This is a genomic window from Oryzicola mucosus, assembly GCF_014534685.1.
GTDB lineage: Bacteria > Pseudomonadota > Alphaproteobacteria > Rhizobiales > Rhizobiaceae > Oryzicola > Oryzicola mucosus.
This window is the reverse complement of the sequence record NZ_JACVVX010000006.1, coordinates 18,028-40,126: the sequence shown is the minus strand read 5'-3', so window position 1 is coordinate 40,126 and position 22,099 is coordinate 18,028. Positions and strand designations below refer to the sequence as shown.

The following is a 22,099-nucleotide window of genomic DNA, read 5'->3' as shown; positions in this document are numbered from 1 at the left end:
GATTTCTGGTTACGACTTCGAAGCCACCCCGGCAAAGGAATTCCGGCAGGCTGAACGGCAGGAGCCGATTTCGCCGCGCCAGTTGACGATAACAAAGGTTTTATGATGCAGGTCACCGAAACGCTCAATTCCGGCCTCAAGCGCGAGATCAAGGTCACCGTGCCTGCTGGCGATATGGAAGCCCGTCTTGCCAAGCGGCTTACCGACGCCAAGGACAAGGTGAAGATCAATGGCTTCCGTCCTGGCAAAGTGCCGCTGCAGCATATCCGCAAGATGTACGGCAAATCTTTCATGGCTGAGGTCGTCAACGAGATCCTCAGCGACTCGACCCGCAACATCATCGCCGAGCGCGGCGAGAAGGCTGCCATGCAGCCTGAAGTCAAGATGACCGAGGACGAGAAGGAAGCCGAGAAGATCCTGGCCGGCGGCGCGGATTTCGAATTCGAGCTGTCCTACGAAGTCATCCCCGCGATCGAGATTCAGGACGCGTCGAAGATCAGCGTTACACGCCAAGTTTACGACGTGCCGGAGAGCGAAGTCGACGAACAGGTCAAGCGCGTTGCCGAATCGTCCCGCTCGTTCGAGCCCAAGGACGGCGCGGCCGAAGAGGGTGACCGCGTCACCATCGACTATCTCGGCAAGATCGACGGCGTTGCCTTCGACGGCGGCGCAGGGTCCGACCAGCCGCTCGTGCTGGGTTCCAAGGAATTCATCCCCGGTTTCGAAGAGCAGCTCATCGGCGCTAAGGCCGGCGACGAGAAGACCGTCACCGTAACCTTCCCGGAGAACTATCAGGCCACGCATTTGTCGGGCAAAGAAGCCACCTTCGAAGTCACCGTCAAGGAAGTCTCCAAGCCGGGCGAATTGGAAATCAACGACGAGACCGCCAAGACCCTGGGCCTCGAATCGCTCGAGAAGCTGCGCGAGATCGTGCGCGGCCAGATCGAGAACCAGTTCGGCGCCATGACCCGCCAGAAGGTGAAGCGTCAGCTGCTCGACCAACTCGATCAAGCCTACAAGTTCGAAGCGCCGTCCAAGCTGATCGAAGCCGAATTCAACAACATATGGTCGCAGGTGTCGCGCGATCTCGAGGCCGCCGGCCGTACTTTCGAAGACGAAGAGACGACCGAGGAAGAAGCCCGCGCCGAATACCAGCGCTTGGCAGAGCGTCGCGTCCGTCTCGGACTCGTGCTTGCCGAGATCGGCGAGAAAGCTGGCGTCACCGTTTCCGATGAGGAAATGCAGCGCGGCTTGTTCGAGACGATCCGCCGCTATCCGGCCAGCCAGCAGCAGGAAGTGTTCGAGTTCTATCGCAACAATCCGTCGGCCATGGTCAACCTGCGCGCGCCGCTGTTCGAGGAAAAAGTCGTCGATCACCTGTTGTCGCAGATTGCCGTCACGGACGAAAAGGTCAGCAAGGAACAGCTGATGGCCGAGGACGACGACGCAGCTGAGTCCGAAGAGAGCAAGCCGGCCAAGAAGGCTGGCAAGAAGGCAGCAGCTGAAAAGACCGAAGCGGCCGAAGGCGAGGAGCCCAAGAAGAAGGCTGCTTCCAAGAAAAAGGCAGCCAAGGACGCTGACGCCGAATAAGCGTCAATTCAATTTAGAAAAGAGCCCGTCGGCGGAAACCGGCGGGCTTTTTGTTTGTAAGTTTCAACTTACGAATGTCTGGCTCAGATGAGCTGCAGACCTTTCATGCTTGCCACGCCGTGCCGCCCGATGATGATATGATCGTGAATGGAGATGCCGAGCGGCTTTGCTATGTCGATGATGGTTTTGGTCATGTCGATATCGGCACGAGAGGGCGTCGGGTCCCCTGACGGATGATTGTGCAGCAAAATCAAAGCCGTCGCTGACAATTCCAAAGCTCGTTTTATGACCTCGCGCGGATAGACCGGCGTGTGGTCCACCGTTCCGGTCTGCTGCACCTCATCTGCGATCAGCGTGTTCTTCTTGTCGAGGAAGAGAATGCGGAATTGTTCGCGCTGCTCGAAAGCCATGGCCGTACGGCAGTATTCCAGGACCTGCGTCCATGAGGACAGGATTTCGCGTTTCGCGATCTCGCCCCGTGCCATCTTGCGCGCGGTGGCTGCGATGATCTTCAAATCCAGCGCGACCGATGGTCCGATGCCCTTCACCTCTTGCAGCAAGGCGACCGGGGCGCCCAGGACTTCGGAAATCGATCCAAAGCGCATCAGCAAGGCCTTTGCAACCGGCTTGGTGTCGGCGCGAGGGATCAATCTGAAAAGCAAAAGCTCCAGCAGTTCATAGTCGGCCATGGCCTCTGCGCCGACAGCCGCGAAGCGTTCCCGCAAACGGTCGCGGTGTCCAAGATAATGCGGCTTGGGTGCTTCCGGCGGCTGGGAGATTGGAAGTGGCGTTGGCACGGCAAAGCGTTCGCCAAAGAAACCGCGCTCGTCCTCGTCGCCTTCGCTCATGCGCCTTGCCCCTCGCGCAAGCGCCGAGATAGCCGGCGCCCTGCAATCTTAAGAGGGCAGGCCCGGTCGGTCGAGCCCATTTTGCGAGAGCGTAAAAATCTCGCAACCGTCCTTGGTCACGCCGATCGTGTGTTCGTATTGCGCGGACAGCGAACGGTCACGCGTGACTGCGGTCCAGCCGTCCGACAGCACTTTCACATGCGGCCGGCCGAGATTGATCATCGGCTCCACGGTGAAAATCATGCCCTCGCGCATCTCGACGCCCTCATTGGGCGTACCGTAATGCAGGATGTTCGGCGCGTCGTGGAACAGTCGTCCAACACCATGGCCGCAGAAGTCGCGCACGACCGAGCAGCGCTCCGCTTCGGCATAGGTCTGGATCGCGGCGCCGATGGCGCCTGTGCGAATGCCTGGCTTGATCGCGGCGATGCCGCGCATCAGGCATTCATGGGTGACTTCCATCAGGCGCTCGGCCGCGCGCTTGATCGTACCGACCGGATACATCCGGCTCGAGTCGCCATGCCAGCCGTCGAGGATATAGGTGACGTCGATATTGACGATGTCCCCGTCGCGCAGCGGTTTGTCGTCGGGAATGCCATGACAGACGACATGGTTGATGGAGGTACAGGTCGACTTCGTGTAGCCGCGGTAATTCAACGTGGCAGGCAACGCGCCATTGTCCATGCCGAACTCGAAGACGAAGCGGTCGATCGTGTTCGTAGTCACGCCGGGCGCGACGATTGCTGCAAGCTCGTCAAGGCATCGCGAGGTGAGCGCACACGCCTTGCGCATGCCTTCGAAGGCCTCGGCGCCATAAAGCCGTATCTGGCCGGTGTTGCGAAGCGGAGCCGTGTCGGCGTCGAGATAGGTGACCATGGATACAATGCCGGGATGAGAAAGGGATCGCGCGGAAAATCCGCTAACTGTTACTAGAGATTTGGCATTGTCTGTGGCGGGATTCAACCCACAAGCGTCTTGAACCCGCCACTTTGACTGGTTCCACGCTCACATCGCCGTTGCGCTAGCCTGCCGAAGCGGGGCGGGAGGGAGCGGACAGAGCTTTCTTGGGTCTCGGCGCATCGGGGTCGGGTGTGAGCAGATGGTCTGAATGAACCCAGCCGCGGCCATCGCCGGTCGACACCAAAAGCCACTTTCCATCCCGCGCATAGACAGTTGCCGCCGCACCCTTTTGCAAGCGGGCAAGCACCGGCGACGACGTATTGGCGCGCTGCCGCAGATTGACGGCTGTGCGGGCATAGACAATCTCGGCAGTCGAAGCCGGCTTCGCCGATGGGCGTGGGACGGGTTTCGATGGAGCAATCGACGCCGTGGTCTGTGGTCGCGGCGCAGGCACCGTCTGTAGTGGCATGGCCTGGCGAATAACAGCCTCCTGCGGTCGCCGCTCTGCAACGATGGGCTTTCTCGGCGCGGTCTGCGGCACAGGTCTCGCCGGGCGGGCGGCGACGCCGGTTTTGTCGGTGGTCGCGGCAGCCTTAGGCTTCGCCGCCGGAGTTGGCGGCGTCGGCATGCGTTGCACGGATCCCGCCGGTTTAGGAGCAGGGCGGGCAGAAGCTTCTACTGCTGCATTGCGATTGACGGGTTTCGGCCGAAAGCTCGAAGGTGGATCCTGGGTCATCGCCCAGCCGCCGGCGGCCAGCGCGCCCAGCAACAACCATCTCAGTTTTGGCAATCCGAGTCCGATCATGATGGGAGTGTGCACCCAATCGCTTAAGGCTCGGTTGATGGAGACCGGAAATGGCTCTTGTCTGTGGAAGGAGGTCAGTATTGAAATAGTTAGACGCATGGAGCCTTTTGCGTCTGCGGCGCTTGTATAATGGGCCGATCACGGCCCATTCTGAAATTTTAGAGGAAACATCATGTCCGTTACCCTGACCGACCACGAAGCCGTCAGAACCTGGGCCGCAGCGCGTATGGGGTCACCAGCGATCGTCGACATTTCGCCTGAAAGCGGCACGCAATCGATGCTCCGGATCGTCTTCGACCAGGCCGCCTATCAGGATCAGGACCGTCCTGAACGGCCACCGAACGCCGGCGGATATGATCTGGTCGAGTGGGACGATTGGTTCGAAATTTTCGACCGCGAACAGCTCGCCCTGGTCGTGCCCGATGAGGTTCCCGGCGGGCTCGACAGTTCCTACGAGATGATCAGGCGAGACGACTGACGAATGTGAGCCGCGCGAGCCCCACGCGGCGGTCTTCCGTCATGATTTGCGCACGGAGGCGTAGGCGACCACCATCAGAGCGCCGATGACGGTTATGTGCTCCATGACGACATAGAACTCCAAGGTTTTCATAGGCTCCTCCATCGCCCAGAAATTATGGGCGATGGGGATGGTCAGTGCCGTGAACACGGCAAGCGCGCCGGCGCCAAGCCAGGTCCACTTGTTCAAGATGATGAGGACTGAGCCGACCAACTGCACAGCGAGTGTGGCAACGTTGAAAAACACCGCCGGCTCAAGGCCGAAATGTGCCATCTCCGCGACGCCGGCATCGAAGTCGATCAGCTTCGCAAGGCCGCTGGCCCAGAACATATACGTAAGAACGATTCGCGCGAGATAGCCGAACCACGTTGCGCGCAGCAACGATTCGATGATTGCAGGCATGGACACCTCCGTCCGATAGAGAGTTCATTCAAGGCTGCGCGCTTGTGCGCGCCGCTTATGGAGGACGTGCTTTATAAGTTCCGATGTAACGGCGGAATGCTGGGCAAAGCGTGAGGCAGTATCGAATGTAACTGATACCGCTGACAAGGGCTGCTTGCACCTGAAACGGCTTGAGCGGCGAAGAGAGCTATCGACGAAAGAGACAGCCTCAATGCAGCCTCCGCCTCGAAATATATGAAATAGATAGAGAGAAAAACCTGGTACGCCCAAGGGGAATCGAACCCCTGTTACCGCCGTGAAAGGGTCGTTATTTTAAGGCCGACAATCCGCTAGTGTCCCCTTCTGTTCCGCTTAAGTTTTCTCTGTGTTCTGGCTCGGTCGCTGTTGTCCGGGTGTATTCGTCGGCGTATATTTGACAGATATTTGACGCATCGGACCCTCCCCACATGGCTAAGACTGTCCAAGAAGCAAAAATCTCCACCCCTGCGGCTAGGAAAAAACTCCCGGAGGGGATGCACTGGCGTGGCATAGCGGCAGATTTGCATCTGGGCTACCGGAAGGGCGCGCGCGGCGGACGCTGGCTTGCCCGATGGTATGTCGGGGATCAGAAGTACAAACAGGAAATCATTGGCACAGCAGACGATGCGGTCAAGGCGGACGGCGTGGACTGCTTGACCTTTGAGCAGGCTAAGGCGGCTGCTGCTCGGCTTCTGACGCAGCGAAGGTTGGACGCGGCCGCGGCAGAAGCTGGGCCGGTTGCCACAGTTCGAGCCGCGGTCGATGCCTACCTGATCGTGCGAGACAGTCGTGCAGCCGGTCAGTCGGGGCGCCCACAGGAAAAGAGCGACGCTCGGCAACGGATGACTAAGCACGTCATGGGAGCCGAAATCGCCGACATCAAATTGCACAATCTTAAAGAACGCGACCTTCTCAGTTGGCGGGACGGCCTGCCAAGCGAGCTTGCGGCTTCGACTGTCCGCCGCCTGATCAACGATTTCAAAGCCGCGTTGAACGCGGAGGCAAAGCGTCACCGGGAACACCTTCCCGCAGAGACGGTCATCGTCATCAAGAACGGGCTGACAGCGCCTGAGGACTCGTCGCCTGTCGCTCGGGACGACCAAGCTTTATCGGATGCGGACGTTCGGCGCATTGTCGACGCGGCTCACCGGGTGGATGCTGATGGTGGCTGGGAGGGCGACCTAGCCCGGATGGTGACGGTGCTTGCTGCAACTGGAGCGCGGTTTTCCCAAGTCGTTCGAATGAAAGTCGTGGACGTCCAGACGGCCCAGTCTCGCCTGATGATACCGACGAGTCGGAAGGGCAAGGGAGCGAAGGCCAGTTCACATATCGCTTTTCGCGTTGGCGAGGACGTCATAGCCGCGTTGAGGCCTGCCATTGCCGGGCGGCGTGGTGCCGATCCGCTGCTACTTCGGTGGCGCCACAAGCAGATTAAGGGCACAGGCACGACACCCCCCAGATGGGAGAGGGACGAGCGTGGCCCCTGGAGGCGCGCGGCAGAAATGGCCCGCCCTTGGCACGACATCACGAAGGCGGCGGGCCTGCCGGCTGATGTTGTGCCATACGCGCTGCGCCATTCGTCCATCGTCCGACAGCTTCGGCGCGGTCTCCCGGTCCGCCTCGTCGCGGCACTACACGATACCAGCGCGGCGATGGTCGAGGCGCATTACTCGGCCGCCATTGTCGATGCGCTTGATGACCTTGCGGCAGGCGCGGTCATCCCCCTGATTTCAACTGGTGGAGAGAAAGTCATTCCGCTGCGGAGCGGAACCTAGATGTTGTGTGTCAAGCGGTTTGATGCGGCTGTGGAACGATTGGGGATAACCGGAAGTCAACATGCTGCTTTCGCTGTGAAAAGGGGCCTGTGAATTACGGGTATGGAGGCCACAAGATGTAGCGAACCACTCGGCAAGCATGGTATTCTTGCCTCTAGTATTCGCACGTATGGAGAAAGAGAGATGCAGCAGGCTTATTCGGTCGACGATTTTTGTGCCGCCTACGGAATTGAGCGGACCTACGCATATTCGCAGATGAAAGATGGGCTGCTCGCGTTCCGCAAAGCTGGACGCAGGCGGTTGATCGCGAAGAATGACGCAGACGCTTGGTTGCAGAACCTGCCCAAGGGAGACGCCACTATTCAAGCCGGAGAATGAACGGGTTCTAGTTTGGCGACCGGACCCGCCCATTCCCCACAACTGAACCTCCCCACAGAGGAAACAGCTAATGGAACCCATAGCAGGGACCACCGAGTCTCGAAAATCACAAAATGCCACAGCCGAGAAAAAACCCGCTCGCGGCCAACTAAGGTTGGTTGCCAAGATCGAACCGGATGGCGGTACGGTTAAAGTCGTCGGTCGCGATGCTTGGATGCTCGAGCGACTAATCGCTGCCGGCCAGCGCGGCGTTAGGCCTGTCGATCACCCTGCACCCCGACACTCGCATTATGTCTTCAAGCTTCGTGGGTTGGGCTTCCTGATCGAGACAGTCCACGAGGCGCACGGTGGGGCATTCCCTGGCCACCATGCTCGGTATGTCCTTCATTCCCAAGTCACCATCCTCGAGAACAGGGGTATGGCGGCATGAGCGAAGACATCATCATCCAGGCAGCGCAGTGGCTGGCGACGGAGAAATCTCCACCGTCGCCGGTCATCCCGACCCTGCAGCGTAAGTTCGGGCTGGATCTGAAACAGGCATGCGCCGCTGCCCGCGAGGCGGGGCTCATTAGGGCGAGGGCGCTCTAATGGCCGAGTCGTTCGAATACAATTTGGGTGCGCTCAAAATCCGCAGGCGAGTTAAAAAGCCCGAACAGTCTGCGTTTCGGAAGCAGATCAAGCGGCTTCGCGAAATCGAGACCATCATCGAAGCTCGTTATGGCGGGCTCGTTCCTGAGACCGACGATGCCGATGCGTTTATCAGAGCCGCCGCTTTCGCCATTAACGGGCATTGCTGGTGGCTTATGCATGAGGCCTCGGGGCATGGCGGTGCAACAGGTGCAGTCCCCGATGTCGAGACATCCCTACGGGGATGGTGCGCGCGCTTCGCGCCGTGGTCGCTGCCGCGAGCGGCCGAAATTCTTCGGCCGATTTTGCGGGACCTTGTGGGGCGGAAGTACGACTTATCGGCTCAGGCCGTTGCGCTTCTGCTGATGGTTCCTTTCCATGAGCGTGACCGATTGGAGCTGAACACGGTGGGTGCCTGCGATATCTCGCCTGATATCCGCAAAGCCATAGTGGCCAATCGCAAGCGGAAACGTGACCGCGAGCGCCAACGGGCGAAACGCATGGCCGAGGGTCGCCAGAATCGCGCCTCGTATGAAGGGGGCAGTTTGGCGAAAACGCAGCCTTGGTTGGCGGAAGGGATTAGCCGTCGCACTTGGTACCGCCGTCTTGGCACAAGTCTGTCGCGAGTAGGTATCTATAACCAAGTGGGCGACACACTTGTGTCACGCCCAACGGTCGCCAGCATAGCGCCAACACCAACACCACCCACTTCTTTCCGAAGCCCCATCGCCAACATCAACGAGCGTGATGCTTGGGTTGAACAAAATCTCCCACGCATCCGAGGAGCTATGTGATGGAACAAAAGCAGCGGATATCAGGAACAATAGTGGTCTTCCCTGTGGCGAGGCGGATGGCTCTCATCCGTGAAACTGTCGACATTCTCCTAAAGCGGCATGGGAAATCGGCGGATCGCTTCTGGCATCGGGCACTAGCGCGCCTTGATGCGGAACTGGTCAATAGCGGGTTGTTAGACAGGGCGGAGATCGATCGGCAGATAGATGCCTTCGCGTCAGCAGTGATGCGTGCAATCCGGGAAGAGTGGAGAAGCGAAGCAGGAGGGACTGGCCTATGACCAAAGCTCTCCCCATTATCGGCCTCGATGTCCATGCGCTGTTCGATGACCGGCCTACGGCAGAATTTTTGGACGGATGGCGGCGCCATATCGACAGCACCGGCCACCCTGAGACCTATCCGACTGTGACCAATGCCGGCCCGACGATGAAAAGCGGCGTTGTGGTGCTATCGGAGGAAATCACGGTGCCAGTCCATCTCAGGTTGAACGGCCGGCGTGTGCCGTGTCCGCTCTGTACGCCTGGCCACGAGAAATTCGAAGTCGGCCGCATGATCTGGTTCGTGGATGAAAAGGTTGTGCGGTTCGTCGGCCGCGACTGTGCCCAGAGCCGACTAGGCGAGGACTACAAGCTGGCCGACAAGCGGTTCTCGTTTGAAAATCGGATGGGTGAATACCTTCGACGGTGGAAGGAAATCTATCCGCGCGCGGCAGAACTGAAAGTGATTCTGGATAGCCTGCGCAGCCAAGCCCGGTTCCTCCAGTGTATCGCCGAACAACTCGACCAGTATGCTCCAAGCTTCCGGGGCAACATGTTTCGGGAGTTGTCGCAAAACGCCGGCACGATCATGGTCAAAGATGACGTCGGTAAAGACCGGACCGGCCAGACCATCATGAAGCCGCGCGAACTCGGCAAGGCGCAAGGTCTCTGGCTGATGCAGCCGGACTTCATGCCGGAACCGCTCTACCTCGGCCTACGCAAGCTGGTGGAGAGCATGGAAGAGCCACCAGTCTGGCGGGTCGACATGCGCAATACCCCGGCGAAGCTGGATGCTGAAACCAAGCTGCTAAGCGAAGGCCGGGAAATCTATCAGATACCCCGACGCCTCATGGACCTGTGGGCGATGGTGGCGGACGCCCAACTTTTCCTAAAAGCTGATCATCTGGCCATGCTGGAGCAGTACGGCAACGAGTATTCCCACTGTTCGCCCTTCGCGAACATGGTGCTGCGGATCGAGGATGGCCACCTCAAGGTCAACGGCCACACTTACGGCCAACACCAAGTCGCGCGCATCATCGTTCATGCCGACGCACGCAAGCCAGTTCCGGCAGTGCCCGACTGGCTCCAGGCAATGGCCCTCAACTCTCTGACCACGAGGCGCAAATGAACAAACACGCAGCGCCACATACAGCGGCTTTCCATTTCCCGCCGCGCGACGCAAACGACTTGCTCGCCTATGACCAACAGGAATACGACGCCGGATATCAGGCACACAAGGCCTATGAGCCTGTTCCCGGCGATGAGCGCTCGCCCTCCTATCGCTGGGGCTGGGTGAGCCGACGCAAAGACGCTAGCGGTCAACCCGACGAGTTCGACGAGATTCGCAAAGCTGCCGCGCGGCTCCAGCGCCGAATGAAGCGCGGCAAGCAGGTCCGCAAGAAAAAGCCAGCGCCGCTGCCTAAGCCGGCAATCCGTGTTGACGGTGGTCGGCGCGTCAATCTCAAGGCCAAGAGGGCCGGGATAGGCATGGCGGTCGGCAAGGCTCCAGAGCCTAAGCGAACTGGTGAGCAATTGGCCGCGGATCGGCACCGATCTGCTTTCCGGGTCCGAAAGCTAAAGAAGACGGACGGCGGCGCCGAAGGATCGGTTGTGACGAAGGTCAATGCACGGCTCGGTTCTACCCGCCACATCGTCATTCAGACGCTTCGCTCCAAGCCGGGCACATTCGAGCGGCGGTATGGGAAGAAGCAGCTTCCGCAGTTCCACGCCGGCAGCTACCTTGCCAGGCTCTACGAGCGGGCGGGCATCGCGATTGCCAGTTCTGCTGATTTCCTCCGGGGTACGTCATCGGGCTACAAGACGGGGCTTCCCGATGGGCGAGTGGCCGCTATCGATGCGCTGCACGGTTTTCACGAGGATATGGGCAGGGAGCAGGCACAGCGGCTCATCGACTACTGCGTCGTCGGGCTGACCTCATTCGAGATTGCCAAAAAGCATGGAGAGGCCGAACGGGATATGGCCAAAATACTGGATCGCGATCTGAAGGACTGCGCAATCTGCTTCAAGATGTTGGGGAAGCATGGATAGTTTCGCCTCCGAAACGAATTGACGTTCTGCGCGAAACAGCTTATGAATTTGGCAAGTTCAATAACTGCGCCAGTGGCCCGCAAGGAGTTTTCCAAGCGGGCTTTTCTTTGCAGAGCTTAATCAATTTCTGGGATGACGCATCAAACCAAAATTACCGCTGTAGCCACGTCCCGTTTGACTGGCACTCCTGCACTGGTATCCGAGCACCACTGGAATAACGCTGGCCAGCGTAGTAGCAATCCGCACGGGCGGCGGCGGTCGATGACGCGTATGCGGCCAGCAGCAAAGCAATAACCGTTGTGATCTTAATCATCTCGTTTCTCCTTTTAACTCTCCCATGAGAGATGAAGTCTGGAGCAAGCAGCGAGATGAAAAGTCGGTCGCCACGTGTCGTCTCAGGACGGCTACTCGCTGATAAAACTCATAACGGCCGAGAACGTGATGCCAGGTGCTTGGGGTGAAGTTCCCGACGCTTTCACGTTGTCGCCATCAACTTGTCCGTTTATCTTGATGGTGACTTGATCAGCTCCAAATACCGAAGTTACTCCAGCATTGGATGTATGCCTATCAATGGAGATATCGGCTGTAAGATTATTCCCCTCCTCACTATAGGTTCCAACGTAGTACATCCCCGCATCCCCGCCCCACAGCCTTCCGTTTGACGCGAAAACTACGCCAGAGCCTGACCCTAATGGCGTTTGAAAATGCACTCGATATAGACCAGATTTCATTGCTTCCTCCCAGTTTGCACAGCCCAGCAGATCACAAGCGAAGTAACGAGTCGAATCATCCTGGAATTGACGATGGGCGCGATAGACCTCTCGTAGAAAGTCCCTGCTTCGGCAGGGTTCAGGGCGTAAGGGGATCGATCAGGTTCCGCAAAACCGCTCCGAATAGGATCAATGCTGCTCCAAAGCCGCATATGATGGTGATAACCAGCGTTACGATCCAGACCGGCATGACCACCCTCTGCACCAGAGTATTGGTATCTTTTGCGATCTCCGCGTGGCGACGCAGGAATTCTTCAGCTGGAAGGGGTTCGATCAACATCTTTCGGATTTTGAGCTGATTGGCGGATACTATCAGCATCTTAAAGACCTCGAACAGAACGAAGAAGAACGCACTGGTCCCGAGCAGCAGTGCAACGGACAGAGTTGCGAACTGGCTTAGGAAATCCCTGGTGTTCCCCCAAATTGTGAAGAGGCCTGCGTAAGCCCCGAAGATGATCACGGTCGTGTAAGTGGATGCCGAATTGTATGCTGCGGATTGTATCTCCAAGAGCGTATCTTTGACTTTCTGGGCCTGATGAGAGGCAGTGCCAAAAGGATCGGCCATAGGCATGTCAAACTCCCCGCCGTGCGATAATAAATGCCCAAAAATGGAGGCTATATTATTCCGGGCTGCCGCCACACTTGTCAAACAGCAGGCTGATAGCGCCAGCGTCCTGTCTACCCTAACGGATTTGCCAACTATCGGCAGGTTTGTCCGCATCTTGCTGCTGGACCTCAAATAATCATCATGTCAGTTCTCATCCGTTGAACCGGCCGCACTACCGCAGCCAGGACGCAGGGCAATACCGCAAGCTTTATTCCGATCCGCGCTGGTGTGGCCCTCATGGTCTCCGAAAGCGTGTCCTGCTCCGTGACGGCTATGTCTGCCAGTGGGCAGGCTGCGGCCGATCCCTCATCGGTAAGGGCAATGCCCCGAACGCGCCGGTCGTTCACCACGTCGAGGACCACAAGGGCGATCTGGAATTGTTCTTCGACGAAGAGAACTGCATGTCGACCTGCAAAGAGTGCCACGACAGGGACGCGCAGCGAATGACACACCGGGGCTACATCTCAGGCCATGACGTTGACGGGAGGCCAATCGATCCCGGCCACCCTTGGAATAGGTGATCTTGATGATGGACGATTGGGGCGGAGCGCAGTGGCTTATCATCTTCCTGCTGTCGGTGCGCACGGTCCTTGGCTACGCGGCTGCTAGTGGGATTGTCACGTTCGATGATAGGCCCGTATCGCCCGGCGCCCGCAACATCACAAACCGCATCCTCGACATCATCTTCCTCGCCGTCCTCGTTTGGGGCGGCTTCTTCTAAGAGGCCCGAGCATGGATATCGTACTGGCTGAGTGGAGCGACGAAGAACTCGCTGCCGAACTGGACGCATGGGCTGACCACGGCCATAGCAACAGGCTGCTGACTGAGAACTACAGCGAGGCCGTGGCCGAGTTCGATAGGCGGATCGGTACGCCTAAGCCCGCTCCCGGCGGCTTCTATCGCAAGCTGCTGCTGCGGAATAACTCCCAGGCGGTGGATGATCTGGTCAGGACGCATCAGGCAAAGCGAGAGGCGAAGGTTATTGGCCACATGCTCTACGAGGAAGTTCGCAAGCTGGTGGCTTTGGCGTGTGAGTGTGGGGCATCATCTATCGATGTCGTCTACGAGAGCGAGGGGGATGTCCGTATCGGCATCTATCCGCTGGCGCATGGGGACAAGTCATGAGCACCGAACTCGATAAGGCTCTCGCCTACTGGAAGAGCAAGCACCGCCACCCAAAGGCACAGGTCTATGCCCAAGCCATAGAGGCGAAGATCAAGGGTGAGCCGACAGACAGCCTGGTCGTCGACCATGAACTCGCCAATGCCATCGCCTTCGGTACCTACAGTGCCAGGGACGAAGGGGAGACAGCACAAGAGACGCCAACACCCGAACCGAAGCCTCGAAAGGGCCGAAAGACCGGATCGAAGGGTCAAGAGACCGGGGAGGGGACCGAAAAGGCACCTCAGAGCCCGGACCACCCCCCTAAAGTTTAAAGACCCCCTCCGACCCCCAGACCCGAGCCCCTCCAACATTTTCACCCAGATCAATCCGCAAGAGGGGGTACGGGTTCGTCATGCCGATCACGCCAATCCAGCCCCGATACAATCAGGTTTTCAAGGGCAACAAGTCCCGCGCAGAGCTCGCAAAGCTGCTGTGGAAGGACACGGTTGCCGCTCTCACCGACGCCGACGCCGTGACGCTCGCCAATCTAGCGCGGGCTGATCGTTATGTGCGGGCGAAGGTTGAGTACGAAGACCTCTATCCCGATGCGGTTGCCAAGGGTCCGGTCAAGGTCGGGCCAAACGGCGGCGACGTGTTCAGTTTCGAATGGTCGGCGGTCGAAAAGTTGAACGACCGATTGCTCAAGCTGGAAAAGGCGATGTTCGGGGAGGCTGTTTCCAAGCCGGTCGAGAAGAACCTTGGGACCGGGAGAACGCCTAGTGACGAATTCCTCGGACCCAACAACGGATTACGCCAATAGGGTCGTATCGGGTGAGATCATTGCCGGCCGGTTCGTCCGCGCATCGTGCAAGCGTCACCTGAAAGACCTCAAGACTGGGCACAAGCGAGGACTGCGGTTCGACACGGAGGAAGCGGCGCGAGCCCTTCGGTTCTTCCCTGCGATGTTCACGGTGACAGCCGGGGCAAAGGAGGGGCAGCCGTTCCACCTTCTCGACTGGATGACCTTCGTGGTCGGCAGTCTGTTCGGGTGGCGGAATGCGGATGGCAGGCGGCGATTTCGACATGCCTGGATCGAAACCGGGAAGGGCCAAGCCAAGTCGCCGCTTATGGGTGCTATCGGCGTCTACATGATTGGCTACTGCGGCGTGAAGCGGGCGGAAGCCTACGCAATCGCCAACGACCGCGACCAGGCCAAGGTGCTGTTCGCTGATGCCGTCGCATTGTGCCGGGCTCCGATCCCAGAGCGCGGCGACGATACGCTCGAAAGCCTCGGCAAGGTCATCATTCGCGGCGTCGGCGACAACGCCTGGAAGATCGAACACCCTGCGACGGGATCGAAGTTCCTCCCGATTGCCTCGGCCGACAGCATCTCGGGACCGAAGCCCATCGCCGTTTTCGGTGATGAGATCCACGAAATGAAGACCGACAAGGCTATCCAGCTTTGGAAGGCCGCTATCGACAAGATGTCCGGCGATCCGCTGATGATACTCGGTACGAATACGCCGGCAGCCGACCAGGCAGTCGCGACCGATCGATCCGAGTTCTACCAGCGCGTGGCCGAAGGTGTAATCGAGGACGACAGCGCGTTCTCGTACATCGCTCGGGTAGATAAGAACGACAAACCCTTCGAGGACGAAAGCTGCTGGGTGAAAGCCTTGCCGGCGCTGGGTGTGACCTACCCGATTGAGAACGTCCGAACTCGGGTTAAGACCGCAAAGCACATCGCATCCGAGAGACTGGCCACTGAGCGCCTGTATTTCGGCATCCCGGTCGGATCGTCCGGTTTCTGGCTCTCAGATGAAAGCGCGTGGCGGGCGGTTCAGGGGCAGATTTTTGAGGAGAAACTGAAGGGGCTTCCCTGCTTTCTCGCTCTCGATCTGTCGCGAAAGAACGACTTGACCGCGCTTTCCGCATGCTGGCGCGACAGCTTCGACAAGCTGACCGTGCGCACAAAATACTGGACCACGCGAGGCGGGCTGAAACGCCGCGAGGCAGAGGACCGGATACCCTACGAGGCTTACGCCAAGGAGGGTCATGTCACGATCTGCGAGAGCGAGACCATCGACTACACCTTCGTCGCGCAGGAAGTGAAGACGATGACCGTATCGCACCGGGTGGACAGCCTGACTGTCGATCCGGCCTACGTCTCCGACTTCATCGACGCCTGCGGACAGGTGGGATTGGCGGTCTGGCGATACATGGGACCGGACAAGTCGGCAGGCAGTGGCCTGAAGATTGTCACCCATGCCCAGGGCACGAAAATCGCCTTCGAAGACCGGCAGTTGTGCATGCCGCACTCGATCAGCCGCATGACCGACAAAATCCTCAACCGCGAAATCCTGATCGAGGCGAACAAGATGACTGATGTCTGCGCTTCGAACGCGGTTCTTCACACGGATGGCATGGGAAATTCGATGTTCGACAAGAACCGCTCCCGTGGCCGTATCGACGGCATGGTCTCGAAAGCCATGGCGGTCGGCGCCTCCAAGGCTGAGCGCAAAGGCAAGCGCAGCTACATGGAAAGCGGGGTCTTGTTCTCATGAGGATGCAACTGGACTTCTCGTGGCCGTTTTCGAAAAAGGCGGCCGATTACGACCGGAATGGCAATCGGTTCTACAACGAGTACATCGTCGAGCGTCAGATCAACGGGACAAACCTGCATCTGCGCGTGACCGCCGCGCTGGCTGCTGGCCTTCGTATCGCTGAAGGGGTTGCGGCGCTGCCCATCATCGTCGGTACGAAGAAGTACGACAGCCAGGCGCGCGTGATCCGCACGCCGATGATCGAGGGCGATCTTGTCGAGCGGCTTTCTGTGGCTCCGAACGACTACATGACGCCGGTCGAGTTCGTCGAAAACCTGACGCTGCACGCGGTGTTCGAGGGCGTCGGCCGGGCGTACATCGACCGGGGCTACAAGAAGATTATCCGGCGCCTGATCCCCGTCAATGAGGGTAACGTGCAGGTCCGCAAAGACCCGGAAACCGGCAAGGCTATCTACTCGGCGAACATTCCCGGCCTTGGCCGCATGGGGAACCTGACGCGGCGCGACTTCATCGAGATCAGCAACCCGCGTTGGCTCGACATCGAAGGCTTGGACATCACCGCCGAAATCAAGAAGGTGTTGAAGCTTTCCGCGCTGCTCGAAGAGAGGCAGACCGATGACGGCAAGGCAAAGGGTGTTCGCGGCTACATCACGTCCGCCGATCAGCTTTCGCCGGAAGCCGCTGCGTCCGTCAAAGACGCTCTCAAGGACAAGCTGCCGAACACGCCGATCTTCGACAGTGGCGCCGAGTACAAAAGCATCGTGCCTACTCAGGCAGAGATGGAGTTGCTGGCGACCCGCAAATTCCTGATCGAGGACATCGCGCGAGCTTACGGTATCCACCCGATTTTCCTGGCTCACGATGCGGCGGGCCAGTCGCTCACGCGCATCACTGATGCGATGGACTACCACCGCACCGTCACCCTGTCGCCGTGGGCGCGCCGTTGGGAGCAAGGGATTGCGTTCTCGATGTTGACCGCCGGGGAATATGTGAACCTCGACGAAGAACAGTTCTATCGAGGCGACCTGAAGACGCAGGGCGAATATTCCGCCAAGGCGCTCGGAAACAACACCGCCTGGGAAACTCAGAACGACGTGCGAACCCGCATGGGCAAAAACCCTGTCGAGGGCGGCGATGACATGCCCAAGAATGAGGCCGGAAATGCAGATCGAAACCAAGTTCAGCAAGATCGAACCTGACGCGGTGAGCGAAGCGGGCGAGTTCGCCGGCTACGCCACACGGTTCGGGATCAAGGATGACGGTGGCGACATCGTTATGGCCGGGGCTTATGCCAAGAGCCTTGGCGTTCGCATGCCGAAAATGCTGTGGTCGCATCGCGGCTGGGAGCCTATCGGCATCTGGACCAAGGCTTTTGAGGACAACATTGGTCTCCGCGTCGAGGGCAAGCTGGCGCTGGCCACCACCAAGGGACGCGAGACGCACGAACTGATGAAGATGGGAGCCGTCAACGGCCTCTCCATCGGTTACATCACGCGCAAATCCGACATTCGCGGCAACGCCCGCCTACTTCAGGAACTGGACCTGCACGAGGTCTCGGTCGTGACCTTTCCGATGCAGGCCGAGGCTACCATCGACGCGGTGAAGGGCGTCGAAGACATCATTTCAGGTGCGAAGTCCGGTGATTTCGTTCCCCTCAAACGTGCCGTGGAAGGTGCCTTGCGTGACGCGGGCTTCCCGGCATGGCTGGCAAAGGCGCAAGCCGCGCTGGCTCCCCAAGCTCTGAGCGATGGATCGCGTGACGCATCCGCTTCGGAGATCGCGAAGCTCATCAAAGACAGCTTCAAAATCTGACGATCCATCAACAGGAGAAACCCCGATGGAAATGGAAATCAAGGCGGCGCTTGATGCCGCGACCAAGGAAATCGGCGACAAGCTTGCCGAGGTGAAGAAGTCCCAGACCGAGCTTTCCGAAAAGCTTCAGGTGCTGGACGAGAAGAAGGCTGCCGGCCAGGATCTGACCGATATCAAAGGTCATGTCGAGACCAGCCGCAAGGAACTGACCGAGCTTGGCGAGGCCGTCACCGACCTGACCAAGAAGATGAACAGCCGCCACGACGAAACCAAGTCCATCGGCCGCATCATAGCGGAACAGAAGGATTTCGGCGCCCGTCTCATGGCGAATGAGCGGATCGAGGTGAAAGACATCACTTCGGCATCGTTCGGCAACGTCACCCTTCCGGCCGGCGCGCGGCGTCAGGGCACCCGGATGATCGATCCGGTCAATCAGGCGCTGTTCCTGCGGGACATCATCCCGACGCTCGCAACCAGTGCTGCGGTGATCGAGTATCTTCAGGAAACCGGCTTCACCAACAACGCCGCGACCGTTGCCGCAGGCGCCCTCAAGCCTCAGTCGGACCTCACCTTCGCGGGCAAGAGTGCCCCTATGGTGAAGATGGCTCACTGGTTCCGCGTCAACGAGGAAACCCTTGACGATGTGGACGGCATGGAGGGCTACATCAACCAGCGCGGCATCTATGGTCTGATGCTGAAGGAGGAACTGGAAGTCCTCAACGGCCCCGGCACAGCCAACCGCGTCGACGGCCTGGTCGCGAACTCGACGACCTACGATAATACCATCGTGCCTACCGTCACACCGGTGAATGCGATGGACGATATTCGTATCGCCATTGCCCAGGTGTCCGACGCCGACCTGATGGCGACCGCCGTGGTGATGAACCACCTAGACGCCGCCGCGCTCGACCTGTCCAAGGATGCGGACGGACGCTACCTGCACCCGGCCTTTGCCGGCAACACCGCATGGGGCCTGCCTGTAGTGCGCACCAAGGGCCTCGCACAGGGCAAGTTCATTGTCGGCGGCTTCGTCGGCAACACCATCCTGTGGCAGCGCAAGGGTATCGAGGTCCGCCGTTCGACCGAAGACCGCGACAACTTCATCGCGAACAAGGTCACGATCCTCGTGGAGGAGCGTATCCAGCTTGAAACGCTCCGCCCCGAAGGCATCGTCTACGGCGATCTGACCGACGCGACTCCGTAAGTCACGAACGGATATGGAAGGGGGTTTTGGCCCCCTTCTTCTCTCCCAGCGAGGCAAGCCCATGAAGATTGTCCAGTCCGGTGAGCCGGTGGGCGAGGTTGTCTCGCTCGAACTACTGCGGAAACAGGTGCGCAACGCCGACGACGCAGGCGTCTACACCGAGGATGATGACGGCTTGCTTCAGCAGTATCTCGATGCTGCCGTTGAGTGGGTGCAGGACGTGTGCGGGCAGGTTCTCTTGAGGACCGCGTTTAAGGCGACCGGCACCGATTTCGCCCTCGACTTCAAGGGCTACCCCGACCCCGTGGTTTCCTCGATCACCTATCTCGACGAACTCGGAGCGCCGGGAACAGTCAGCGGTTTTGAGATCAAGGACGGATACCTGATCGTCGAGAATGCGCCGACCGTCTCCGCCGTGACCATCCTATTCGAGGCTGGCCTGGGCGCCGGCAACATTCCGACAAAGTTGGTCCAGGCAGCACTTCAACTTGCCGAGGCCTTCTACGACAAATCGGGCGACGGCATTCCGGCCGGGGTGAAAGCCATGGTTGCCCACCATCGCAGCTTTGCATTCTAACGAGGAGCCACACCATGGCACGCGTTCGATTTACTGACGACTTCGACTATCGGCCCAGGTTCGGCGTGACCATCGCTTACAAGAAGGGCATGGAAGAAACGGTCCGCCGCGAGTGCGCCGATGAGGCCATTGCCAAAGGCGTCGCCAAGGAGATCAATCCGCCGCGTCGTGAGCGAAAAGCCAAGGCGAAGGCAGGCAAAGGAACGCTGGTCCAGGCGACAAAAGAGAAGGTGGGGCCAGACGGCTGGGTTCAACACGAAAAGGTCGGGCAGCCCGTTTGGCAACCTGAGCCGCCTCTGAGCCCAGAGGAAGGCAACGATGCCGGAAGCCAGTGAGCTTCGAAACCGTGTCGCCTTCGACAAACGACCGAAGGCAGATGACGGCGCGGGCAATAAGCGCGGCGCTTGGCAGGAGCAGTTCAAGCAACTGGCGGGGTACGTGTACGCTGGCGGCGGTGAGGCGGTTATGGCCGCGCGGCTGGAAGGACGCGGCGTCGTCAAGGTTCGTTTGCGGTCTAGTTCGCAAACCCGCTCAATCCGGTCGGACTGGCGCATGAGAGACGTTCGGACCGGCGCCGAGTACAACGTCAAGCAGGTCGATTTCGAGACAGATCGCCGATGGGTTTATCTCGTCGTAGAGCGAGGGTCTGCCCCATGAGCATGAAGTTCGTCGGCTTCGAACGTCTCCGCCGGAAAATGGCGCGCATCCCCGATAGCATCAAGAAACGTGCCCAGGCCGACCTGATGCTTGCCGGCCGGGAGATCAACATGCTCCAGCGCGCCCTTGCACCGCAGGATGACGGCGTTCTGCGCGGCACCATTCGAACCGAGCCGATCAACGACGCCATCGGTCCTGCCGTCGCGATCCGCGCCGGTGGGCCAGAGACGACAAAGCCGGTCCGCGATTCTGAAAAGGGCACCTCACCCGAGATCGACTACGCGGTCGAGCAGGAATACGGCAACGAGCACATGAAGGCGAACGCCTACTTCTGGCCTGGCTACCGTGCGCGCAAAAAGCAGGCGCGGAAACGGATGGTCGAGGGCATGCGCATGACGCTCAAAAAGGGCGGTAAATGAGCGATCCGCTTCTCGAATTTCGGCTGCAAGTGGCCTTCGTCACCCTTCTGACCGGTCTCGGAACGGAAGCCGGCGAGCGGGTCTATGACGACATTCCGGAAGCGGAAGAGCGCGCGGCCGATACAGGTGCTGCGTTCCCCTACATCAGTGTCGGGCCGGGGCAGCTTATTCCCATCGACGAGGAATGCTGGGATCGGTCGCAGTTCTATCACCAGATCGATGTCTGGTCCCGCGAACCAGGCTTTCCGGAAGCTAAGAAAATCGCCGGCGAAATCCGGTCCGCCCTGCATGAGAACGAGCAGGCGCTGACCATTGCCGGCCACGTCCTTGATCGCATCAGGGTCGAGAGCATCGACTATCTGATTGATCGGGATGGGCTCACCCATCGAGCCCGCATGCTCGTGCTGACGGAAACGCAGCCCGCCACCTAACGCCTACCTCACATCAACCCGGCCGCGTGGACGGCCTTTGACTTGGAGAGCCACCATGGCCACCACGAAGAAGCTTTTTATTGAGTTCGGCGACGGTGCTTCGCCGGAAGTTTTTAAGTACAACTGCACGATCAACACGTCACAGGACTTCACCGTCGAGGCGACGACCGTCGAGGCGACCGATCCGAACTGCGAATTCCCCGACGCGCCTGGCTGGGTTCTGCGTTCGGTCGACACCCTGTCGGCGAATTTCAACGGCGCCGGCACGACTGACCCGCTGAGCTACGCCGTGCTTCGGCAGCACATGCTTTCCGGCGAACCGTTCAACGTCCGCGTCCGGATCGATCTCCCGCTCGCTGCCGGTGGCGGCTACTACGTTGGCCGGTATGTCATGACCTCGCTTGGCGTCGCCAAGGAAGGCAAGGGCTATATCACCTCGTCGGTCGCGGCACAGAGCGACGGCGAAATCGTCTGGGTGGATGCTGCGGCCTGATCATGGCAAAGACCATCAAGCTTCCCTTCGCCGGTGACATGCGCAGTTTCCGCCTTGGCATCGGCGAACTTCGGGAGATGCAGGAGAAATGCAACGCTGGGCCGGCAACGGTCCTCGCGCGGCTCATGTCCTTCCAGCCCCAGGCCGCAGACGCACTGCGGCCGCGCCCCGAGAACTACCAGTTGGGCGAGGCCGACCCCGATTTCATAGCGGATCAGAACATCTTCGCGCTCACCCGTCAGATCGGCGGCGATTGGCGTGTTGACGATGTGCGCGAACCGATCCGGCTTGGGCTGATCGGCGCGGGCACCACAACCACGGAGGCTGTCGGGCTGGTGATGCGCTACATCGACCAGGCCGACGAGTGGACCTCCAATATCGGCCTGTCAGCCTCGATCCTTCTGCACGCGCTGATGGGCGAGCAGGACGACAAGGTGGGAAAATCGGCGGCGGAGACGACCGAGACGAAGGCGACGGGCGCCTAGTCTTCTCCGCTTATTACG

31 protein-coding genes are annotated in these 22,099 nt (G+C 59.5%); 25 read left to right on the top strand and 6 right to left on the bottom strand.

Annotation, left to right across the window (positions count from 1 at the left end; genetic code table 11):
• Positions 1 to 105 precede the first annotated feature (105 nt).
• Positions 106 to 1,590, top strand: coding sequence for a trigger factor (gene tig / locus ICI42_RS17910; protein WP_188166150.1), 1,485 nt, complete (start codon positions 106 to 108; stop codon positions 1,588 to 1,590).
• An 83-nt stretch (positions 1,591 to 1,673) separates the two neighbouring features.
• On the opposite strand, the gene radC is transcribed toward tig, so the two are convergent.
• From radC to ICI42_RS17895, 3 genes are all read right to left on the bottom strand, one after another.
• Positions 1,674 to 2,438: a RadC family protein gene (radC, locus tag ICI42_RS17905; RefSeq protein ID WP_188165978.1), complete on the bottom strand. Its 765-nt coding sequence runs from the start codon at positions 2,436 to 2,438 to the stop codon at positions 1,674 to 1,676.
• Between the two features lie 48 nt (positions 2,439 to 2,486).
• On the bottom strand, positions 2,487 to 3,314 hold the full coding sequence (gene map, locus ICI42_RS17900) for a type I methionyl aminopeptidase (protein ID WP_188165977.1): 828 nt from the start codon (positions 3,312 to 3,314) through the stop codon (positions 2,487 to 2,489).
• Between the two features lie 145 nt (positions 3,315 to 3,459).
• Positions 3,460 to 3,966 carry an SH3 domain-containing protein gene (locus tag ICI42_RS17895; RefSeq protein ID WP_188165976.1) on the bottom strand — a complete coding sequence of 169 codons (507 nt, stop codon included), beginning with the start codon at positions 3,964 to 3,966 and terminating at the stop codon, positions 3,460 to 3,462.
• A gap of 349 nt (positions 3,967 to 4,315) precedes the next feature.
• Between ICI42_RS17895 and ICI42_RS17890 the strand changes: the two genes are divergently transcribed.
• A complete protein-coding gene (locus tag ICI42_RS17890; protein ID WP_188165975.1) occupies positions 4,316 to 4,621 on the top strand; it encodes a hypothetical protein in 306 nt (101 codons plus the stop codon).
• A 39-nt stretch (positions 4,622 to 4,660) separates the two neighbouring features.
• Here ICI42_RS17890 and ICI42_RS17885 read toward each other — a convergent pair whose 3' ends face one another.
• Entirely contained in the window at positions 4,661 to 5,062 is a 402-nt protein-coding gene (locus ICI42_RS17885; protein WP_188165974.1) for a DoxX family protein, read from the bottom strand.
• Positions 5,063 to 5,508: 446 nt separating this feature from the next.
• Between ICI42_RS17885 and ICI42_RS17880 the strand changes: the two genes are divergently transcribed.
• The 8 genes from ICI42_RS17880 to ICI42_RS17850 all read left to right on the top strand — a co-directional run bounded on the left by ICI42_RS17880 (position 5,509) and on the right by ICI42_RS17850 (position 10,958).
• Entirely contained in the window at positions 5,509 to 6,855 is a 1,347-nt protein-coding gene (locus tag ICI42_RS17880; protein ID WP_188165973.1) for a tyrosine-type recombinase/integrase, read from the top strand.
• A 183-nt stretch (positions 6,856 to 7,038) separates the two neighbouring features.
• Positions 7,039 to 7,233 carry a helix-turn-helix domain-containing protein gene (locus tag ICI42_RS17875; protein ID WP_210317346.1) on the top strand — a complete coding sequence of 65 codons (195 nt, stop codon included), beginning with the start codon at positions 7,039 to 7,041 and terminating at the stop codon, positions 7,231 to 7,233.
• A 70-nt stretch (positions 7,234 to 7,303) separates the two neighbouring features.
• Positions 7,304 to 7,663: a winged helix domain-containing protein gene (locus ICI42_RS23715; protein ID WP_230980432.1), complete on the top strand. Its 360-nt coding sequence runs from the start codon at positions 7,304 to 7,306 to the stop codon at positions 7,661 to 7,663.
• On the top strand, positions 7,660 to 7,821 hold the full coding sequence (locus ICI42_RS17870; RefSeq protein ID WP_188165971.1) for a hypothetical protein: 162 nt from the start codon (positions 7,660 to 7,662) through the stop codon (positions 7,819 to 7,821). Before ICI42_RS23715 ends, ICI42_RS17870 begins: the two co-directional genes overlap by 4 nt.
• A complete protein-coding gene (locus ICI42_RS17865) occupies positions 7,821 to 8,654 on the top strand; it encodes a hypothetical protein (protein WP_188165970.1) in 834 nt (277 codons plus the stop codon). Before ICI42_RS17870 ends, ICI42_RS17865 begins: the two co-directional genes overlap by 1 nt.
• A complete protein-coding gene (locus ICI42_RS24265) occupies positions 8,654 to 8,932 on the top strand; it encodes a DUF6074 family protein (protein ID WP_188165969.1) in 279 nt (92 codons plus the stop codon). Before ICI42_RS17865 ends, ICI42_RS24265 begins: the two co-directional genes overlap by 1 nt.
• On the top strand, positions 8,929 to 10,038 hold the full coding sequence (locus tag ICI42_RS17855; RefSeq protein WP_188165968.1) for a hypothetical protein: 1,110 nt from the start codon (positions 8,929 to 8,931) through the stop codon (positions 10,036 to 10,038). The genes ICI42_RS24265 and ICI42_RS17855 overlap by 4 nt, the downstream gene beginning before the upstream one ends.
• Before the next feature lie 59 nt (positions 10,039 to 10,097).
• The gene (locus tag ICI42_RS17850; protein WP_188165967.1) at positions 10,098 to 10,958 is read left to right on the top strand and encodes a hypothetical protein; all 861 of its coding nucleotides are present in this window, start codon (positions 10,098 to 10,100) and stop codon (positions 10,956 to 10,958) included.
• Between the two features lie 404 nt (positions 10,959 to 11,362).
• Here ICI42_RS17850 and ICI42_RS17845 read toward each other — a convergent pair whose 3' ends face one another.
• Both ICI42_RS17845 and ICI42_RS17840 read right to left on the bottom strand, forming a co-directional pair.
• Entirely contained in the window at positions 11,363 to 11,689 is a 327-nt protein-coding gene (locus ICI42_RS17845; RefSeq protein WP_188165966.1) for a GrlR family regulatory protein, read from the bottom strand.
• 118 nt (positions 11,690 to 11,807) lie between these two features.
• Positions 11,808 to 12,299 (bottom strand): hypothetical protein, encoded by a 492-nt coding sequence (locus ICI42_RS17840; protein WP_188165965.1) that lies wholly within the window; start codon positions 12,297 to 12,299, stop codon positions 11,808 to 11,810.
• Positions 12,300 to 12,861: 562 nt separating this feature from the next.
• Here ICI42_RS17840 and ICI42_RS17830 point away from each other — a divergent pair.
• The 15 genes from ICI42_RS17830 (at position 12,862) to ICI42_RS17760 (ending at position 22,081) form a co-directional block, all read left to right on the top strand.
• Positions 12,862 to 13,056: a hypothetical protein gene (locus tag ICI42_RS17830; protein ID WP_188165963.1), complete on the top strand. Its 195-nt coding sequence runs from the start codon at positions 12,862 to 12,864 to the stop codon at positions 13,054 to 13,056.
• Between the two features lie 11 nt (positions 13,057 to 13,067).
• A complete protein-coding gene (locus tag ICI42_RS17825) occupies positions 13,068 to 13,460 on the top strand; it encodes a hypothetical protein (RefSeq protein WP_188165962.1) in 393 nt (130 codons plus the stop codon).
• On the top strand, positions 13,457 to 13,771 hold the full coding sequence (locus ICI42_RS17820) for a hypothetical protein (RefSeq protein ID WP_188165961.1): 315 nt from the start codon (positions 13,457 to 13,459) through the stop codon (positions 13,769 to 13,771). The genes ICI42_RS17825 and ICI42_RS17820 overlap by 4 nt, the downstream gene beginning before the upstream one ends.
• An 80-nt stretch (positions 13,772 to 13,851) precedes the next feature.
• On the top strand, positions 13,852 to 14,259 hold the full coding sequence (locus ICI42_RS17815) for a hypothetical protein (RefSeq protein WP_188165960.1): 408 nt from the start codon (positions 13,852 to 13,854) through the stop codon (positions 14,257 to 14,259).
• Positions 14,219 to 16,003, top strand: coding sequence for a terminase large subunit (locus tag ICI42_RS17810; RefSeq protein ID WP_188165959.1), 1,785 nt, complete (start codon positions 14,219 to 14,221; stop codon positions 16,001 to 16,003). Before ICI42_RS17815 ends, ICI42_RS17810 begins: the two co-directional genes overlap by 41 nt.
• 125 nt (positions 16,004 to 16,128) lie before the next feature.
• On the top strand, positions 16,129 to 17,202 hold the full coding sequence (locus tag ICI42_RS17805) for a phage portal protein (protein ID WP_210317342.1): 1,074 nt from the start codon (positions 16,129 to 16,131) through the stop codon (positions 17,200 to 17,202).
• Entirely contained in the window at positions 17,165 to 17,815 is a 651-nt protein-coding gene (locus ICI42_RS17800; RefSeq protein ID WP_188165958.1) for an HK97 family phage prohead protease, read from the top strand. Before ICI42_RS17805 ends, ICI42_RS17800 begins: the two co-directional genes overlap by 38 nt.
• 25 nt (positions 17,816 to 17,840) lie before the next feature.
• Positions 17,841 to 19,019, top strand: a complete 1,179-nt coding sequence (locus ICI42_RS17795; protein ID WP_188165957.1) for a phage major capsid protein — start codon at positions 17,841 to 17,843, stop codon at positions 19,017 to 19,019.
• A gap of 61 nt (positions 19,020 to 19,080) precedes the next feature.
• Entirely contained in the window at positions 19,081 to 19,596 is a 516-nt protein-coding gene (locus tag ICI42_RS17790) for a head-tail connector protein (RefSeq protein WP_188165956.1), read from the top strand.
• A gap of 14 nt (positions 19,597 to 19,610) precedes the next feature.
• Entirely contained in the window at positions 19,611 to 19,931 is a 321-nt protein-coding gene (locus tag ICI42_RS17785) for a hypothetical protein (RefSeq protein ID WP_188165955.1), read from the top strand.
• Complete coding sequence (locus tag ICI42_RS17780; protein WP_188165954.1) at positions 19,915 to 20,253, top strand: phage head completion protein; 339 nt, start codon at positions 19,915 to 19,917, stop codon at positions 20,251 to 20,253. Before ICI42_RS17785 ends, ICI42_RS17780 begins: the two co-directional genes overlap by 17 nt.
• Positions 20,250 to 20,672, top strand: coding sequence for a hypothetical protein (locus tag ICI42_RS17775; protein ID WP_188165953.1), 423 nt, complete (start codon positions 20,250 to 20,252; stop codon positions 20,670 to 20,672). Before ICI42_RS17780 ends, ICI42_RS17775 begins: the two co-directional genes overlap by 4 nt.
• Entirely contained in the window at positions 20,669 to 21,103 is a 435-nt protein-coding gene (locus ICI42_RS17770; protein ID WP_188165952.1) for a DUF3168 domain-containing protein, read from the top strand. Before ICI42_RS17775 ends, ICI42_RS17770 begins: the two co-directional genes overlap by 4 nt.
• Positions 21,104 to 21,158: 55 nt before the next feature.
• Complete coding sequence (locus ICI42_RS17765; protein WP_188165951.1) at positions 21,159 to 21,596, top strand: phage tail tube protein; 438 nt, start codon at positions 21,159 to 21,161, stop codon at positions 21,594 to 21,596.
• A 2-nt stretch (positions 21,597 to 21,598) separates the two neighbouring features.
• On the top strand, positions 21,599 to 22,081 hold the full coding sequence (locus ICI42_RS17760) for a gene transfer agent family protein (RefSeq protein WP_188165950.1): 483 nt from the start codon (positions 21,599 to 21,601) through the stop codon (positions 22,079 to 22,081).
• The last annotated feature ends 18 nt before the right edge of the window (positions 22,082 to 22,099 follow it).